The 17,460-nt window shown below is 69.0% G+C and carries 12 protein-coding genes and 1 tRNA gene; 2 read left to right on the forward strand and 11 right to left on the reverse strand.

Features of this window, described 5'->3' with window-relative positions; translation table 11 throughout:
• Window positions 1–124: 124 nt before the first annotated feature.
• The 4 genes from AB3M82_RS04530 to AB3M82_RS04545 form a co-directional block, all read right to left on the reverse strand.
• Window positions 125–925 carry an inositol monophosphatase family protein gene (locus tag AB3M82_RS04530; RefSeq protein ID WP_412955839.1) on the reverse strand — a complete coding sequence of 267 codons (801 nt, stop codon included), beginning with the start codon at window positions 923–925 and terminating at the stop codon, window positions 125–127.
• Window positions 922–1,974: a hypothetical protein gene (locus AB3M82_RS04535; RefSeq protein ID WP_412955841.1), complete on the reverse strand. Its 1,053-nt coding sequence runs from the start codon at window positions 1,972–1,974 to the stop codon at window positions 922–924. Before AB3M82_RS04535 ends, AB3M82_RS04530 begins: the two co-directional genes overlap by 4 nt.
• Before the next feature lie 115 nt (window positions 1,975–2,089).
• The gene (locus AB3M82_RS04540; RefSeq protein WP_412955843.1) at window positions 2,090–2,887 is read right to left on the reverse strand and encodes an enoyl-CoA hydratase/isomerase family protein; all 798 of its coding nucleotides are present in this window, start codon (window positions 2,885–2,887) and stop codon (window positions 2,090–2,092) included.
• 45 nt (window positions 2,888–2,932) lie between these two features.
• Window positions 2,933–3,424 (reverse strand): FBP domain-containing protein, encoded by a 492-nt coding sequence (locus AB3M82_RS04545; RefSeq protein ID WP_412955844.1) that lies wholly within the window; start codon window positions 3,422–3,424, stop codon window positions 2,933–2,935.
• 305 nt (window positions 3,425–3,729) lie between these two features.
• Between AB3M82_RS04545 and AB3M82_RS04550 the strand changes: the two genes are divergently transcribed.
• On the forward strand, window positions 3,730–4,488 hold the full coding sequence (locus AB3M82_RS04550) for an SDR family NAD(P)-dependent oxidoreductase (RefSeq protein WP_412955846.1): 759 nt from the start codon (window positions 3,730–3,732) through the stop codon (window positions 4,486–4,488).
• 54 nt (window positions 4,489–4,542) lie between these two features.
• Here AB3M82_RS04550 and AB3M82_RS04555 read toward each other — a convergent pair.
• Window positions 4,543–4,624, reverse strand: a tRNA-Tyr gene (locus AB3M82_RS04555).
• 86 nt (window positions 4,625–4,710) lie between these two features.
• On the reverse strand, window positions 4,711–5,640 hold the full coding sequence (locus tag AB3M82_RS04560) for a PfkB family carbohydrate kinase (RefSeq protein ID WP_412955847.1): 930 nt from the start codon (window positions 5,638–5,640) through the stop codon (window positions 4,711–4,713).
• A gap of 72 nt (window positions 5,641–5,712) precedes the next feature.
• Here AB3M82_RS04560 and AB3M82_RS04565 point away from each other — a divergent pair, with 72 nt between their 5' ends.
• Window positions 5,713–6,303 carry a DUF3558 domain-containing protein gene (locus AB3M82_RS04565; protein ID WP_412955848.1) on the forward strand — a complete coding sequence of 197 codons (591 nt, stop codon included), beginning with the start codon at window positions 5,713–5,715 and terminating at the stop codon, window positions 6,301–6,303.
• Window positions 6,304–6,420: 117 nt separating this feature from the next.
• Here the strand turns inward: AB3M82_RS04565 and rpoC are convergent, their stop codons facing one another.
• The 5 genes from rpoC to AB3M82_RS04590 all read right to left on the reverse strand — a co-directional run bounded on the left by rpoC (window position 6,421) and on the right by AB3M82_RS04590 (window position 17,432).
• A complete protein-coding gene (gene rpoC, locus AB3M82_RS04570; RefSeq protein ID WP_412955850.1) occupies window positions 6,421–10,296 on the reverse strand; it encodes a DNA-directed RNA polymerase subunit beta' in 3,876 nt (1,291 codons plus the stop codon).
• A gap of 79 nt (window positions 10,297–10,375) precedes the next feature.
• Complete coding sequence (rpoB, locus tag AB3M82_RS04575) at window positions 10,376–13,876, reverse strand: DNA-directed RNA polymerase subunit beta (protein ID WP_412955851.1); 3,501 nt, start codon at window positions 13,874–13,876, stop codon at window positions 10,376–10,378.
• Between the two features lie 218 nt (window positions 13,877–14,094).
• Entirely contained in the window at window positions 14,095–14,706 is a 612-nt protein-coding gene (locus tag AB3M82_RS04580; protein ID WP_412955852.1) for a hypothetical protein, read from the reverse strand.
• 78 nt (window positions 14,707–14,784) lie between these two features.
• Complete coding sequence (locus tag AB3M82_RS04585) at window positions 14,785–16,485, reverse strand: ABC transporter ATP-binding protein (RefSeq protein WP_412955853.1); 1,701 nt, start codon at window positions 16,483–16,485, stop codon at window positions 14,785–14,787.
• The gene (locus tag AB3M82_RS04590) at window positions 16,482–17,432 is read right to left on the reverse strand and encodes an ABC transporter permease (RefSeq protein ID WP_412955854.1); all 951 of its coding nucleotides are present in this window, start codon (window positions 17,430–17,432) and stop codon (window positions 16,482–16,484) included. The genes AB3M82_RS04585 and AB3M82_RS04590 overlap by 4 nt, the downstream gene beginning before the upstream one ends.
• Between the last annotated feature and the right edge of the window lie 28 nt (window positions 17,433–17,460).

Consider the following 17,460-nt stretch of genomic DNA (forward strand, 5'->3'; position numbering starts at 1 on the left):
GCAAAGCTGTTCTCTCGGGTCGTACGTCAAGCTCGGGTGCGCTCGGGTGGTCTTCGCTTTCGGGTAGCGAAAATAACGATCGGATAAACCCTACCCTGCAAGGGCTGGGAAAGCCATGAATGCTTCACCTTTCGGCGCCGAGGATGTCGAGCAGCCGGCCGTGCACGTCGGGGCCGCCCGCGACCACCATCGGTCGCGCCGATCCGGGATCGATCCGCGTGACCGATCCGCCGGCCTCCTGCACGAGGAGGGCGCCGGCGGCGAAGTCCCACGGCTTGAGTCCGCGTTCGAAGTACCCGTCGAGTCGACCGGCGGCGACATATGCGAGGTCGAGGGCGGCGGCGCCCATCCGCCGCAGGTCGCGGGCGATCGGCATCACGCGCCGGACGGTGGCGATGTCACCGTCGTGCGTCGACGGGTCGTACCCGAATCCGGTGGCGAGCAGCGCCCCCGCCGGAGTGGAGACGCTCACCGCCAGTCGCACGCCGTCGAGCCATGCGCCCCGACCGCGGGCGGCGGTGAAGAGCTCTCTCAGGGCGGGCGCGAACACAGCGCCGGCCACGCCCTCCCAGGCTTCCGGCTCGGCCGTGCCCCGAACCGCCGCGATGCTCACGTTGTACGCGGGGATGCCTGCGGCGTAGTTCACGGTCCCGTCGATCGGATCGACGATCCAGGTGATGCCGGACTCGGTGGCCGCGGCTCCGGATTCCTCTCCGAGAAAGCCGTCCGACGGCCGCGCGCGGCGCAGGCGGTCGCGGATCAGCTGCTCGACCTCCCGGTCGGCCTCGGTCACGATATCGGCGAGCGTCGTCTTCGTGGCGGCCAGGCGCACACCCTCGCTCCTCCGCCGACGCGCCAGCTCACCCGCCTCGAGGGCGATCTCGCCGGCCAGCTCCGAGAGCTCGAGTTCGATGCCCTCGCTCACTGGGGCGGCCGCGGAGCCGGCGGAGCCGGCGGGAAGGCGTCGGTCGAAGGCGGGGCTGCGGGGGAAGGCAGCGGCGGCACCGGCGGCACCGGCGGAGCGGGTTGCGCAGGCTGAGCGGCCGGCGACGGCGGCGCCGGCTGGGACGGCGCGGGGTGAGTGGGCGGGGACGGCACGGGCGGAGCCGGCTGTGCGGGCGACGCGGCCTGCGGAGCCGGCGCCACGGGGAACTGTCCGGCCGGGTCGGTCGGGTACGAGGCGACCGGAGCGGCGAGGGCGGCCTGGGGCTGCGCGGCGGACGGGTACCCGGTGTAGTAGGCGTTCCAGTCCGGCGTCCCGTCCGGGAGCGCCGGCAAGGGGCTGATTCCGTCGGCGAACGTGGGCCACGATACGAATGCGCCCGGCTTCGCGGTCGGCGCGGCCGGCTTCTTCGGCGCGAACAGCGCGTTCAGCAGCGGCACGAGCGTTGTGCCCACGGCGGCGAGGATCGTGAGCGCCACGACGATGCGCCAGTAGAGGTCGACGTAGTCGAAGGTCTCGGGGAAGGTGAGGAAGAAGACGAGCATGGCGACCAGCGCGCCGAGGAAGACCACCGTCACGATGTAGATGACCCGGTTGAAGGTGGTCGGGTGGCGATGCGCCGCGGGCGTGAACAGGCGCACGTGCAGCAGTGCGAGCTGGAGGATCCCGACGACCAGCAGCAGCTGGAGGAAGCGCTCCGCACCGCTGAAGTAGTAGTCGTCGTCCGGCAGCCAGATCTTGAAGGCCCCGACGATCAGCGCGATGATCCAGCTGACCATGCTCGCGAGCGCGAGCCAGTCGGGGCGCTTGGGCGCCAAACTTGCCTCGAGGATCGCGATCCCGGCGAAGCCCGCGAAGAGCAGGATCGTCAGGAACGCCCGACCGATCAGGCCGTCCTGGTCTCCGACGAGCACCCAGACGACGCAGACCAGCGCCGCGGCGATGAGAGCGCCGATGGCGATCCAGATGGCACCCCTGATGAGCAGGGACGTGTTCTTCTTCTCGGTGGTCGCGGTCTCCGGCTGGGACATGACGATCCTCTCGTTGAGCGGCTTGGGCAACATCCTGCCACGCGATGGGTCCGGTAAACGGCCGCGACGCCTGATCGGGCACAACGCTGTCGATGTGCCCGTTGTGCAGGAGAGGTCAGTCGCTCGTGCGCGCGGAAGCCGCCGCGAAGGCGGCGATCCGCTTCTGCGCCTCCGGCGTCTGGAGGGCCGCGCCGATCGAGCGCGCCTCGTCGGCGAGCTGATCCGCGAAGCTGCGCTCCGGCTGCGCCCGCACGAGGCGCTTGGCCTGCCCGTATGCTTCCGCGGCACCCGCGAGCCAGAAGCGCGCGATCTCCTCGCCGCGCGTCCGCACCAGCGCCGCCTCCGCCGCGGCATCCTCCCCCCGGACGGACTCCGCCGCGAGCCCCCACTCGACGGCCTCCTCGGCGGTGAGCAGTCGGTCCTGCAGCACGAGCTGCAGCGCGCGTCGCTGCCCGACCGCCCGCGCCAGCTGTGCCGACACCGACAGGTCCGGCGTCAGTCCGATGTTGGCGTAGAGGCTGCCCAGGCGCGAACGGGAGCCGATCACCGCGTAGTCGCTGCTCAGGAGGATGCCGAGACCCCCGCCCGCTGTGGTGCCGTGCGCCGCCGCGACCACCGGGATCGCCGACTCGACGAGCGCGCGGATCCCGACGTTGATGACCTCGGCGAGCGCCGTGATGTCGTCTCCGGACCCCACCGATGTCGCCATGTCGATCACGTCGCCGCCCGCGCAGAACGACGGGCCCGAGGCGTCGATCAGGATGGCCTTCACGTCATCCCGCGACGTCGCCTCGACCGTCGCGTCGCGCCAGGCGTGCGCGAGCTCCGCGTTGAACGCGTTGAGGCGCGAGGGACGGTTCAGCGTGAGCCGCGCCATCCCCTCATCGACCGAGAACAGGATGGCATCGCTCATGGCTTCTCCTTCGAGCACAGGACGTCGGCTCCAGCGTAATCGCGATCAGCTGGTCTCCTGCACGCGCGAGACGAAGGACTCCATCCGCCGTCGCGTGCCGTCGAGACGGTGATCCACCTGGCCGGCCGCGCGGATCTCGTTCGGCGCCAGCGGGTGCGCCAGTCGGACGTTGTCGTGGCAGGAGAGGTCCGCGCACATGTAGGTGCCGATGGAATCGCCCCGGCGCCCGGCGTCCCCTCCGCGTCGGGCCGAGAACAGAGCCACCTGGTTGCCCGGCTGCATCGTGTGGCAGATGTTGCACATGCCCGAGCGCCCCCGGCCCGGGTCGGAGGCGCGCAGCACGATCCCCACGATCTCGCCCTCGTGCGGGACCAGCACGTATCCGCGGCGGCCGGCGCTGGGGTCGCGCCAGGCGAAGAAGTCGAGGTAGTCCCAGTCCACGAGCACGAAATCGTGCGGCATCTCCATCACCCGGAGTTCGTCGTCGTCCGCATTGATGAACGATGCCCGGACGTCGGCTTCGGTGAGCGCTCGCATCGTCCCAGTCTAGGAAACGGGCGGGGAGCGGGGCCCAGTTCTCGACAAGGCCGGGCGCCGGGGCTGTCATGAGAAGGGCCCGCCGGCGGCGCCCGGCCGCTCCGCGGGGCGGAGGCGGACGACTGGGGATCGCCACGCGGCTCCCATGCAACCGCATCGCGGGCCGTCCCGCATCGGGCACGGCGCCAGTTCACCCGTCGCTCACCCACCCCGCTGCGGGCGACGGCGCAGATCGGATGCCGGCGCCGACGCGGTTAGCCTGGACGCGGAGCACGTGGCTCCCCTTTCCGTCTGTGAGGTCCCGCATGCCCACTGCACTCGTCACCGGCGCCTCGCGCGGGATCGGCCGCGCGATCGCGATCGCTCTGAGCAGGCGGGGCGACCGGGTCGCGGTGCACTACGGCGCCGATCGCGCGTCGGGACAGCAGACCGTGGCCCTCCTCCACGGGGCAGGGCATGCGCTCGTCGGCGGGGACCTGTCCGACCCCGATGTGGCCGAGCGGGTCGTCGCCGAGGCATCGGCCGCCCTGGGCACGATCGACGTGCTCGTCAACAACGCCGCCGTGGCACCCGCCGCCGACACCTTCCACCGGATCGATCGAACGGACTACGCGACGTGGCGCCGGATCTGGTCGCGCATGCTGGACGTCGATCTGGTGGCCGTCTCGAACATGACCTTCCTCGTCGCCCGGGGCCTCATCGACGCCGGAGCATCCGGGGCGATCGTGAACGTGGGCTCCCGCGGAGCGAACCGCGGCGAGCCGGACTTCCCCGCCTACGGGGCGGCCAAAGCCGGACTCCACGCGTTCGGGCAGTCCGCGGCCGTCTCCCTCGCCCCGCACGGCATCGCCGTCACGACCGTCGCGCCGGGATTCGTCGGCACCGAGCGGCAGGAGCAGAAGCTCGCGGGCGACGAGGGCGACGGCATCCGCAACCAGAGCCCGTTCGGACGCGTCGGCACCCCCGAGGAGATCGCCGACGCGGTCGTCTACCTCGCGTCGCCCGGAGCACAATGGGCGTCCGGCGCGGTCCTCGATCTCAACGGGGCCTCGTACCTGCGCTGACCGCGCACCCGGAACGAGGAAAGCCCGGACCACGAGGGGTCCGGGCTTCTCCGGTGGCGAGTGAGGGATTCGAACCCCCGAAGTCGAAGACGGCTGATTTACAGTCAGATCCCTTTGGCCGCTTGGGTAACTCGCCAGAGCGCACCCGTCCGACTTGAACAGCCAACCGGGGGCACGAAGATCCATCATACCTGCACGGAGCGAGTGGGTGAAATCGGCGCCTCAGCTGCCGAAGACGCCCCGATCGGCCTCCGCCAGCGACTCCGGCGTGCGCAGCAGACCCCCCTCGGCACGGCAGGTGGCGGCGGCGATGTCCATCGCCCGCTTCAGCAGCTCCTGCCATCCCGCGGCGTCGTCCGGAGGTGCCGCCACGAGACCGGCGGCCACCGCGGCGAGCGTGGCGTCGCCCGCGCCGACCGTGTCGACGATGCGTCCGGGCAGGGGCGAGATCGGAGCCGAGACGTCGACGCCCTCCCCCTCGAGGACCGCGCCGTCCGCCCCGGCGGTGGCGAGCACCGCCCGAACGCCGAGCGACCGCAGACGCGTCCTCAGCGCGTCGAGATCGCCGTCGTACAGCAGAGCCGCATCATCGGCTCCGACCTTCACGATCTCGGCCGCAGCGGCGAGACGTTCGAACCCGCGAACGAACTCGTCGCGGTCGTGGAGCATGCCCGAGCGGGGATTGGGGTCGATGGCGACGCGGGCGCCCGCCAGCGCCTCCGCCAGGGCGTCGACCTCCGCCGGCACGTCGAACGGGAAGCAGCTGATCGCCACGAGGTCGGCCCCGGCGATCGCCTGCCGCGCCTCGTCGGAGTAGCGGATGCTGCGCTTCTGCGCGGCCTCGTTGAACACGTACTCCGGCTCGCCCGTCGATGAGCGCTGCACGACGGCGCGGGACGAGCCGTGCGGCGCCGGCCCGGCGATGAGGGTCACGCCGTGGTCGTCGAGGTACTCCCGGATATGCGCGCCCGCCTCGTCGTCGCCCACCATGGCGACGAGCGTCGTCGCCACGCCCAGGCGACGGAGGCCGACCGCGACGTTCAGGGCAGCGCCGCCCACGAGCTCGCGGACGCCGGCGTCATCGCGGATCTCGTCGATCAGGGCGTCTCCGATGACGACGGCGGAACCGGAGGTGGTCTCGTTGCTGCTCACCCGCCGACACTACCGCGCCCCGCCGACGCCCGCCTCCCGGTGTGCGGCGGACGGCGGGAGTACGGTGTGGCCATGAAGGCTCGCTTCCTCGCCGCCACGGCGGCCGTCCTGCTCGTCGCCGGACTCAGCGCCTGCGGCTCCCCCGCCTCCGACGGCGCCGGCGGGAGCGCAAAACCGACGCCCTCGGCATCCGAGAAGCCGACCGGCTCTGCGTCGCCGACACCCTCGGCGACCCCGACGAAGGCCGCCGTCGCCTTGCCGACCGACTGCCGCGCCATCCTCTCGGACGACGTGCTGTCGCAGCTCGGGGAGACGCCTCTCAACGACCCCGCCATGGGGCCCTCCGGGGTGGGAGCCGACGGGACCCTCACCTGCATCTGGCGCGACCCCGGCGCAGACACCACCGGACTCGTGACCACCATCTCGAGCATGAACCGCGGTCCCGCGCTCGACCTGCTCAACGCCCTCGCCGACACCGAGGGCTACACGTGCTTCACCCCGGACGGCGGCACGCGCTGCGAGAAGACCTGGCAGAACGCGCAGTACCCCGTCACCGACGGGCGGACGCTGTTCTGGCGCGACGACATCCTCATCGACACCTCGTACTCGAACCTCGCCCCCACCGGCTACACGGCCAGCATCATCCAGAGCCTGTTCGGCTGACCGCCGGCGTGCACGACGAAGGCCCCGGGGAGAACCCCGGGGCCTTCGTTCGTTCACTCGTCGATCAGTTGTGTCGCGACGTCATCGCTCCGCAACCTCGCTCGGCTCTCGCCTCACTCAGTTGTACGTACCGGGAGTGATGTCGTCCGTCGAGAACGCGTCGAAGTCGACGTATCCGAAGTCGCCGTCCGAGTACGCCCCGTCGGATGCGAAGATCCGGTTCGGGTAGCGCTCGCTCTTGGCTTCCTCGGTCGCCTCGACCGTGACGTTGCGGTACTTCGAGAGACCGGTTCCGGCGGGGATGAGCTTTCCGATGATGACGTTCTCCTTGAGACCGACCAGCGGGTCGCGCTTGCCCTCCATGGCGGCCTGCGTGAGAACGCGGGTCGTCTCCTGGAAGGACGCAGCGGACAGCCACGACTCGGTCGCGAGCGACGCCTTCGTGATACCCATCAGCTCCGGGCGACCCGACGCGGGGCGCTTGCCCTCGGCCACGGCCTCGCGGTTGATCTGCTGGTAGCGCTTGAGGTCGACCATCTCACCCGGCAGCAGGGTCGTGTCGGCGTGATCGACGACGGTGACCTTGCGGAGCATCTGGCGGACGATGACCTCGATGTGCTTGTCGTGGATCGGCACACCCTGCGAACGGTAGACGCCCTGGACGCCGCCGACGAGGTAACGCTGCACCTCGCGGGCACCCATGACGCGCATGACCTCCTTCGGGTCGAGCGTGCCGACCTGGAGAGGCTGTCCGACGGTGACGTGCTGGCCGTCCTCGACGAGAAGCGTGGCACGCTTCAGCACCGGGTAGACCACCGGCTCGTCGCCGTTGTCGGGCGTGAGGATGACCTTCTTGGCCTTGTCCGTCTCGTCGATCGTGATGCGACCGTCGGCCTCGGCGATCGGGGACGCACCCTTGGGGGTACGCGCCTCGAACAGCTCCTGCACACGGGGCAGACCCTGGGTGATGTCATCCGCCGATGCCGAACCACCGGTGTGGAACGTACGCATCGTCAGCTGGGTACCGGGCTCACCGATCGACTGCGCCGCGATGATGCCGACGGCCTCGCCGATGTCGACGGTCTTGCCCGTCGCCAGCGAACGGCCGTAGCACTGCGCGCAGACGCCGACGGCGGAGTCGCAGGTCAGGACCGAGCGCACCTTGATGGTCTCGACACCCGCCTCGACCAGGCGGTCGATGAGCACGTCGCCCACGTCGTCACCGGCCGCGGCGAGGACCTCGCCCTTGGCGTCGACCACGTCGGCCGCCAGGGTACGGGCGAACACCGAGTTCTCGACGTTCGCGTCGCGGACCAGCTCACCCTGCGAGTTGGGCGCGGCGATCGGGAGCTCGAGGCCCTTCGACGTGCCGCAGTCCTCTTCGCGGATGATGACGTCCTGCGAGACGTCCACCAGACGACGGGTCAGGTAACCCGAGTCGGCGGTACGCAGAGCGGTGTCGGCCAGACCCTTGCGGGTACCGTGCGTCGCGATGAAGTACTCCGCCACCGACAGACCCTCGCGGTACGAGGAGATGATCGGACGCGGGATGATCTCACCCTTGGGGTTGTTCACCAGACCACGCATACCGGCGATGTTCCGGATCTGCAGCCAGTTACCACGGGCGCCCGAGGACACCATGCGGTTGATGGTGTTGTCCTCCGGGAAGTGCGCCTTCATCGCGGCCTGGACCTCGTCGGTCGCCTCGGTCCAGATCTTGATGAGCTCCTGACGACGCTCGGCGTCGGTCGTGAGGCCCTTCTCGTACTGGGACTGGACCTTCGCGGCCTGCTTCTCGTAGCCGGCGACGATCTCGGCCTTGTTCGGCGGGGTGAGGATGTCGCTCAGGGCGACGGTCACACCGGAACGGGTGGCCCAGTAGAAACCGGCATCCTTGATGCGGTCCAGCGTGGCAGCCGTCTCGACCTTGGGGTACTCCTCGGCCAGCTTGTTGACGATCTGCGACAGCTTGCCCTTGTCGGCCTGCTCGCGGACGAAGGGGTAGCCCTTCGGCAGCGCGTCGTTGAAGATCGCCTGACCCAGCGAGGCGTCCACGAGGCCGTGGCGCTCGTAGCCCTCGGGGGCTTCGCCCTCGAGGAACGTCAGACCGGGGATGCGGATGCGGACCTTGGCCTGCAGGTCGAGGGAGCCCTCGTCCTTCGCCAGGATCGCCTCGGAGACCGACCCGAACGCACGACCCTCACCGGCAGCGCCCTCCTTGACCGTGGTCAGGTGGTGCAGACCGATGATCATGTCCTGCGAGGGCAGGGTGACCGGACGGCCGTCCGACGGCTTCAGGATGTTGTTCGACGCGAGCATCAGCACGCGGGCCTCGGCCTGCGCCTCGACCGAGAGCGGCAGGTGGACGGCCATCTGGTCACCGTCGAAGTCGGCGTTGAACGCCGCGCAGACGAGCGGGTGGAGCTGGATGGCCTTGCCCTCGACGAGCTGCGGCTCGAACGCCTGGATGCCGAGACGGTGCAGCGTGGGTGCACGGTTCAGCAGCACGGGACGCTCGCGGATGATCTCCTCGAGCACGTCCCAGACCTCGGGACGGGTGCGCTCGACGGCGCGCTTCGCAGCCTTGATGTTCTGCGAGTGGCCGAGGTCGATCAGGCGCTTGATCACGAACGGCTTGAAGAGCTCCAGAGCCATCTGCTTGGGCAGACCGCACTGGTGCAGCTTCAGCTGCGGGCCGACGACGATGACCGAACGGCCCGAGTAGTCGACGCGCTTGCCGAGCAGGTTCTGACGGAACCGACCCTGCTTGCCCTTGAGCATGTCGCTGAGCGACTTCAGGGCGCGGTTGCCGGTACCGGTGACCGGGCGGCCACGGCGGCCGTTGTCGAACAGCGCGTCGACGGCCTCCTGCAGCATCCGCTTCTCGTTGTTGACGATGATCTCGGGGGCGCCGAGATCGATCAGACGACGGAGACGGTTGTTGCGGTTGATCACGCGGCGGTACAGGTCGTTCAGGTCGGAGGTCGCGAAGCGGCCACCGTCGAGCTGCACCATCGGACGCAGCTCCGGCGGGATCACCGGGACGACGTCCAGGACCATCGCGGCCGGGCTCATGCCGGTCTCGAGGAACGAGTTGACGACCTTGAGGCGCTTGATCGCACGGATCTTGCGCTGGCCCTTGCCCTCGGAGATCTGCAGGTGCAGGCTCTCCGCCTCGGCCTGCAGGTCGAAGGACGCCAGACGGCGCTGGATCGACTCCGCGCCCATGTAGGCCTCGAAGTACTGACCGAAGCGGTCCTGCAGCTCGTGGAAGACGTCGTCCTCGGGACGGAGGGCGCCGACCTCGAGCGTGCGGAAGTCCTCCCACACGCGCTCGAGCTTGGCGATCGCGTCGTCTGCACCCTTGCGGATGAGCGACATCTCCTTCTCGGCGGCGTCCTTGACCTTCTTCTTGGCGTCGGCCTTGGCACCCTCGGCCTCGAGGGAGGCGAGCTCCTCCTCGAGGCGCGCGAGGCGCTCCGCGATCTTGGCGTCACGGCGGTCGCCGAGCGTCTTGATCTCGAGGCGGATGTTGTTCTCCTGGGTGCCCAGGTCGCGGTGACGAGCATCCTCGTCGACCGAGATCACCATGTAGGCGGCGAAGTAGATGACCTTCTCGAGGTCCTTCGGCGCCATGTCGAGCAGGTAGCCCAGACGCGAGGGGACGCCCTTGAAGTACCAGATGTGGGTGACCGGAGCGGCGAGCTCGATGTGACCCATGCGCTCACGACGGACGGAGCTCTTGGTGACCTCCACGCCGCAGCGCTCGCAGACGATGCCCTTGAAGCGGACGCGCTTGTACTTGCCGCACGCGCACTCCCAGTCGCGGGACGGGCCGAAGATCTGCTCTCCGAAGAGACCGTCCTTCTCCGGCTTCAGGGTGCGGTAGTTGATGGTTTCGGGCTTCTTGACCTCGCCGTACGACCACGCGCGGATGTGGTCGGCGGTCGCCAGGCCGATGCGAAGCTCATCGAAAGTGTTTGACTCGAGCACTAATTCTCCTGTGTAGGAATTCTTTTTGAGAAGTCTGCTTCGGTGGGCTCAGGGGGTGTCCCCCGACCCCGCCGAAGGATTAGATCTCGTCGATCGAGGCGGCCTCGAAGCGGCTGGAGATGTTGATTCCGAGCTCTTCCGCTGCACGGAAGGCCTCATCGTCGGTGTCGCGGAGGTTGACCAGCGTTCCGTCTGCCGAGAGGACCTCGACGTTCAGGCAGAGCGACTGCATCTCCTTCATGAGCACCTTGAACGACTCGGGGATCCCGGGCTCCTGGATGTTCTCGCCCTTGACGATCGCCTCGTAGACCTTGACGCGGCCGAGGATGTCGTCGGACTTGATCGTGAGGAGCTCCTGGAGGGCGTACGCGGCGCCGTAGGCCTCGAGGGCCCACACCTCCATCTCACCGAAGCGCTGACCACCGAACTGCGCCTTACCACCGAGCGGCTGCTGGGTGATCATCGAGTACGGACCCGTCGAACGCGCGTGGATCTTGTCGTCGACCAGGTGGTGCAGCTTCAGGATGTACATGTAGCCGACGGAGATCGGCGCCGGGAACGGCTCGCCGGAGCGGCCGTCGAACAGCTGCGTCTTGCCGCTCGAGTCGATCAGGCGCACACCGTCGCGCGTCGGGAGCGTCGAGTCGAGGAGACCCGAGATCTCCTCCTCCGACGCGCCGTCGAACACCGGGGTCGCGACCTTCGTGCCGGGAGCTGCCTCGAAGGCCTGCTCCGGAAGACGCACGGCCCACTCCGGGGTGCCCTCGACCTTCCAGCCCTGCTTGGCGATCCACCCGAGGTGGGTCTCCAGCACCTGGCCGAAGTTCATTCGACCCGGGATGCCGAGCGGGTTCAGGACGATGTCGACCGGGGTTCCGTCGGCGAGGAACGGCATGTCCTCGATCGGGAGGATCTTCGCGATGACGCCCTTGTTGCCGTGGCGGCCGGCGAGCTTGTCGCCCTCGGTGATCTTGCGCTTCTGGGCGATGTAGACCACGACGCGACGGTTGACGCCCGAGCCGAGCTCGTCGTCTCCGTCTTCGGCGTTGAACTCCTTGACGGCGATGATCGTGCCCTGCTCGCCGTGAGGGACCTTGAGCGACGTGTCGCGGACCTCGCGGCTCTTCTCGTTGAAGATCGCGCGGAGCAGACGCTCCTCGGCCGACAGCTCGGTCTCACCCTTCGGCGTGACCTTGCCGACGAGGATGTCGCCGGGGCGGACCTCGGCGCCGATGCGGATGATGCCGCGCTCGTCGAGGTCCTTCAGGAGCTCGGGGCTGACGTTGGGGAGGTCACGGGTGATCTCCTCCTTGCCCAGCTTCGTGTCGCGCGCGTCGACCTCGTACTCCTCGATGTGGATCGAGGAGAGGGTGTCGTCCTTCACCAGGTCCTGGCTGAGGATGATCGCGTCCTCGAAGTTGTAGCCCTCCCACGTCATGAACGCGACGAGGAGGTTCTTGCCGAGCGCGAGCTCGCCGTTCTCGGTGGCGGGGCCATCGGCGATGACCTCTCCGACCTCGACGCGCTCACCGGCGCTGACGACGACCTTCTGGTTGTACGACGTGCCCTGGTTGGAGCGGTCGAACTTGCGCAGGTGGTACTCCTGCGTGCCGCCCTCGTCGAGCATGACGACCACGCGGTCCGCGGAGACCTCGGAGACGACGCCGGCCTTCTCGGCGGTGAGCACGTCACCCGCGTCGATGGCGGTGTAGCCCTCCATACCGGTTCCGACGAGCGGCGAGTCGCTGCGGAGCAGCGGCACGGCCTGGCGCTGCATGTTGGCGCCCATGAGCGCGCGCTGCGCGTCGTCGTGCTCGAGGAAGGGCACGAGCGAGGTCGCGACCGACACCATCTGGCGCGGCGAGACGTCGATGTAGCCGATCTCCTCCGGCAGGAACAGGTCGACCTCGCCGCTGCCGCCCTTCGGACGGGCCAGGACGTGGCTCTCGCGGAAGCGACCCTTGGCATCGAGCGGCGCGTTGGCCTGCGCGATGTTGAAGTCGACCTCCTCGGAAGCCGTGAGGTAGTCGATCTGCTCGGTGACGACGCCGCCCTCGACCTTGCGGTACGGGGTCTCGATGAAGCCGAACGAGTTGATGCGCGCGAAGGTCGCGAGCGCACCGATCAGGCCGATGTTCGGGCCTTCCGGGGTCTCGATCGGGCACATGCGGCCGTAGTGCGAGGGGTGGACGTCACGGACCTCGACGCCGGCGCGGTCGCGGGAGAGACCACCCGGGCCGAGCGCCGACAGACGGCGCTTGTTGGTCAGACCCGCGAGCGGGTTGTTCTGGTCCATGAACTGCGACAGCTGCGAGGTTCCGAAGAACTCCTTGATCGCGGCGACGACGGGGCGCACGTTGATCAGCGTCTGCGGCGTGATGGCCTCGATGTCCTGCGTGGTCATGCGCTCGCGGACGACGCGCTCCATGCGGGAGAGACCCGTGCGGACCTGGTTCTGGATGAGCTCGCCGACCGCGCGGATGCGACGGTTGCCGAAGTTGTCGATGTCGTCGGTCGCGAGACGGATCTCGGACTTCTTGCCACCCCGGATGCCCTCGAACGTCTCGACGTTCGCGTGCAGGCGGACCAGGTACTTGATCGTCGCGACGATGTCTTCGACCGTCAGGACCGAGTCGGTCAGCGGTGCGTCGAGACCGAGCTTGTGGTTGATCTTGTACCGGCCGACCTTGGCGAGGTCGTAGCGCTTCGGGTTGAAGTAGAAGTTGTCGAGGAGCGCACGCGCGGCCTCGGCGGCGACCTGCTCGCCCGGACGCAGCTTGCGGTAGATGTCGCGCAGCGCGTCTTCCTTGGTGACGATCGTGTCCTTCGCGAGCGTCTCCTCGATGGAGGTGAAGCCGGCGAACTCGGCGAGGATCTCCTCGCTCGTCATGCCCAGGGCCTTGAGGAAGACGGTCACGGACTGCTTGCGCTTGCGGTCGATGCGGACGCCGACCTGGTCGCGCTTGTCGATCTCGAACTCGAGCCAGGCGCCGCGGCTCGGGATCACGCGCGCCGAGACGATGTCCTTGTCGGACGTCTTGTCGGGCGTCTTGTCGAAGTAGACACCGGGCGAGCGCACGAGCTGCGAGACGACGACGCGCTCGGAGCCGTTGATGATGAACGTGCCCTTGTCGGTCTGGAGCGGGAAGTCGCCCATGAAGACCGTCTGCGTCTTGATCTCACCGGTGAGGTGGTTCATGAACTCGGCCTCGACGTACAGCGGAGCGGCGTAGGTCTTGCCACGCTCCTTGCACTCCTCGATCGAGTACTTCTCGGGCTCGAGGTACGGGTTCGTGAACGAGAGCTGCATCGTCTCGCCGAGGTCCTCGATCGGGGAGATCTCCTCGAAGATCTCGCCGAGACCGCTGACCTCGTTGACGTCCGTGCGGCCGGCTTCCTTGGCCTCGGCGACGCGCGCCTTCCAGGCGTCGTTGCCGACCAGCCAACCGAAGGACTCGGTCTGCAGGGCGAGAAGGTCAGGGACCGTCAGCGTGTCGGAGATCTTGGCGAACGAGAGGCGGGAAGCTCCGCGTCCGTTCTTGGTGGTGGTGGATGTGGATGCGTTGCGAGCAGCAGCCAAGGGAATAACCTCCGTGAGCCCCGCAGGGCTTCTCGATTCCTTTGTCGTCAGGTGGAGTGCGCGCTCAGAAGCTCAGAAGAATGCCGACCACCATATGAGGGCACGGAGAAGCGAGCGCAACTACCAACTATAGACGTGAATCCGCGACATGGCAAGTGCAGTCCTTGACCAATCTCGGATGCTGCGGTAAAAGCGCCCGCTCGCTCACGATCGCTGGCTCAGCTCCACTCCCAGGTGACGAGGACCGACTCGGCCAGGGCCACGCGCTCCGCCTCCGGGACGGTCTCGCTGAAGCCGAAGGTCGCGACGTAGCCCTCCTCCTCCGTGCTGAGGTAGTACTGCTCGATCACGTACGTCGTGCCCGCATCGGTGATCGAGGCGCTCACGTGCACGGCCTCGGTGTCGGCGATGAGCACACGCTCTTTCACGACCACCTCGTCGGCGGTGGCCTCGAGCTCGGCGACGCCCGACGACTCGACCTCCTCCGGCGTGAAGGGGCCCGGGGCGAGGATGACGTTGAGGTTGTCGGCGAAGCCGTCGGCGTCCTGCAGGTTCGCCGCGAAGGCGTCGGGCGAGAACCCGGGGAGCCCACCGGCGGGCATGCCCCATCCCTGCGGGGTCACCATCGTGTACCCGGTGCCGGACACCGTCTCGCCCGTGGCGGGGTCGGCGTCGAGCTCCTCCGCGGACGTCGCCTCGGACTCCGGGGCGGTCGACAAGTCGGAGGTCGCCTTCTCGACGCCCCTCGAGGAGCCGCCGGAGGCGGCGCACCCGGTGAGGGCGAGAGCGGTGACGAGCAGGGCGACGGCAGAAGTGTTCCGGATATGCATGCCGGACACCCTAGGCAGATCCGCGTCACCGCCGCTCACGGCATCCGTCACCCTGTGGATAACTCGTACCCGACGTGCTCAGGAGGCGATGTTCAGCTCGTTCCCCGGGATCGATGCCAGCAGACGACGCGTGTACGGGTCGCGCGGGTTGGTGAAGATCTCCTCCGAGCTGGCGGCCTCGACCAGGCTGCCGTCCTTCATGACGCACACGTAGTCGCTGATGAGGCGGACCACCGCGAGGTCGTGCGAGATGAAGAGGTAGCTCAGTCCGTACTCGCGCTGCAGATCGCCGAGCAGCGTGAGGATCTGGTCCTGCACCAGCACGTCGAGGGCCGAGACCGGCTCGTCGCAGACGATGAGGTCGGGCGACAGTGCCAGGGCGCGGGCGATCGCCACCCGCTGCCGCTGTCCGCCGGAGAGCTCCGAGGGGTACCGGCGCAGCATGGACTGCGGCAGCGCCACGTCGTCGAGCAGCTGCCGCACGCGCGCACGGCGCTCGGCGCCGCTCCCTCGCTTGTAGAAGTCGAGCGGTTCGGCGATCAGGCGCTCGATCGTGAACATCGGGTTCAGGCTCGAGTAGGGATCCTGGAAGATCGGCTGCACGCGCTGCCGGAAGTCGCGGCTCTCGGCTCGGCTGAGCGAGGCGACCTCCTTGCCCTCGTAGCGGATGACGCCGCTCGTCGGCTCGATCAGCTTCAACAGCATCCGCGCCGTGGTCGTCTTGCCCGAGCCGGACTCGCCGACGATCGCGACGGTCTCCCCGCGCGGGATCGCGAGGGAGACGTCGTTCACGGCGACGAAGTCCTCGCCGCGCCCCCGCACCGGGTAGACCTTGGTGAGGCCCTCGATCTCGACGATGTTGTCGGAGGTCGAGAGGGCGTCGGACGCTGCCGCGTCCGGCGCGGATGCCCGCTCCTCGACCGGGCGCTCCTCCGCCCGGAAGGCCTCGGGCCGCAGGCGCGCCACCGCGACCGATGGCGCCGCCCGCACCAGCGACTGCGTGTACGGATGCTGCGGGGCCTCGAGGATCTGTCGGGCCGGTCCCTGCTCGACCACCCTGCCGCGGTGCATCACGATCACGCGCTCGGCGCGCTCGGCGGCGAGGCCGAGGTCGTGCGTGATGAGCAGCACCGCGGTGCCCTGCTCGCGCGTCATCTCGCCGATCTGGTCGAGGATGGTGCGCTGCACCGTGACGTCGAGCGCGCTGGTGGGCTCGTCGGCGATGAGCAGACGGGGCTTGCAGGCGAGGCCGATCGCGATCAGCGCCCGCTGGCGCATGCCGCCCGAGAACTCGTGCGGGTACTGCTTGGCGCGACGCTCGGGATCGGGGAGACCGGCCGCGGCGAGGGCCTCGACCACCTTCTCCCCCACGTTCTGCCGCGTCGCGAGCCCGTGCGCGAGTAGGGTCTCGGCGACCTGCGTGCCGATCTTCGCCACGGGGTTGAGGTTCGACATCGGATCCTGCGGCACGAGGCCGATGTCGCGGCCGCGGATCGTGCGCAGCTCGTTCTCGGAGACGTGCGAGATGTCACGACCGTCGAGACGGATGCTGCCCGCCGCGACCTTCCCTCCGCCGGCGAGGAGGCCGATGATCGCCATCGCGGTGGTCGACTTGCCCGATCCGGACTCGCCGACGATCGCGACCGTCTCGCCCTCGGATATCTCGAGATCGACGCCCTCGACGGCGTGGACGACGCCGTCCATCGTGGCGAAGTCGACGGCGAGGCCCTCGACCGACAGCAGCGGCTCGCCGCTCATGCGGTTCTCCTTGACGTTCATCGGGCACGCGTCCTCGGGTCCATGGCCTCGCGCAGCGCCTCACCGAACAGGGTGAAGCCGAGCGCGGTGACCGCGATGCAGATGCCGGGCAGGAAGGCGAGCCACGGCGCGATCGCGAGCTCCACCTGCGCGTAGGTGAGCATGCGCCCCCACTCGGCCGTCTCGGGGCGCCCGCCGCCGAGTCCGAGGAACGACAGGGCGGCCGCGTCGATCACGGCGGTGGCGAGGGTCAGCGTGCCCTGGACGATGACCGGGCCGATGGCGTTCGGGAGCACGTGCGACATCGTGATGCGCCCGCGACCGAGGCCGAGGGTCTGGGCCGAGAGGACGTAGTCGCTCGAGCGCTGCTGGAGCATCGACGCCCGCAGCAGCCGCGCGAAGATCGGCACCTGCGAGGCGCCGATCGCGATCATGACCGCGAACGGCGTCTGGCCGAGGATCGCCGCGATCGAGACCGCCAGCAGCAGGTTCGGCACCGACAGGATGATGTCGACGAAGCGCATGATGACGGTGTCGACCCATCCGCCGAAGGTTCCGGCGAGGAGTCCGAGCAGCATGCCGCCCACCAGACCGAGCGCCGTCGACACCACGCCGATCAGCAGGGACGCGCGGGCGCCCCAGATGAGCTTCGACAGCACGTCGCCGCCGAAGCGGTCGAGCCCGAGGGGGAACTGCGACAGCTCGCCCGGTCCCGGGATGTAAGTGGGCGTGATGAACTTCGCCCCGGGGAGCGCGGTCTCGGGGTACGGCGCGAGGACCGGCGCGAGGATCGCGATGAGCAGGAAGAGCACGACGATCGCCGCGCCGATCCAGGCGGTGGGGTTGCGGCGGAGCCGGCGGAACACGTCGCGCCGGAAGCCGCCGGGGCCCTCTTTGATGCCGGCCTGGGCGATCGCGACGGTGTCGACGATGGCCCCGCCCTGCGCGGGTGGGAGCGCGACGCTCATGCGGCGGCCTCCTCTCGGGGTCGGAGGA

Origin of the sequence: Microbacterium californiense (assembly GCF_047246625.1) — a bacterium.
Taxonomy (GTDB): Bacteria; Actinomycetota; Actinomycetes; order Actinomycetales; family Microbacteriaceae; genus Microbacterium.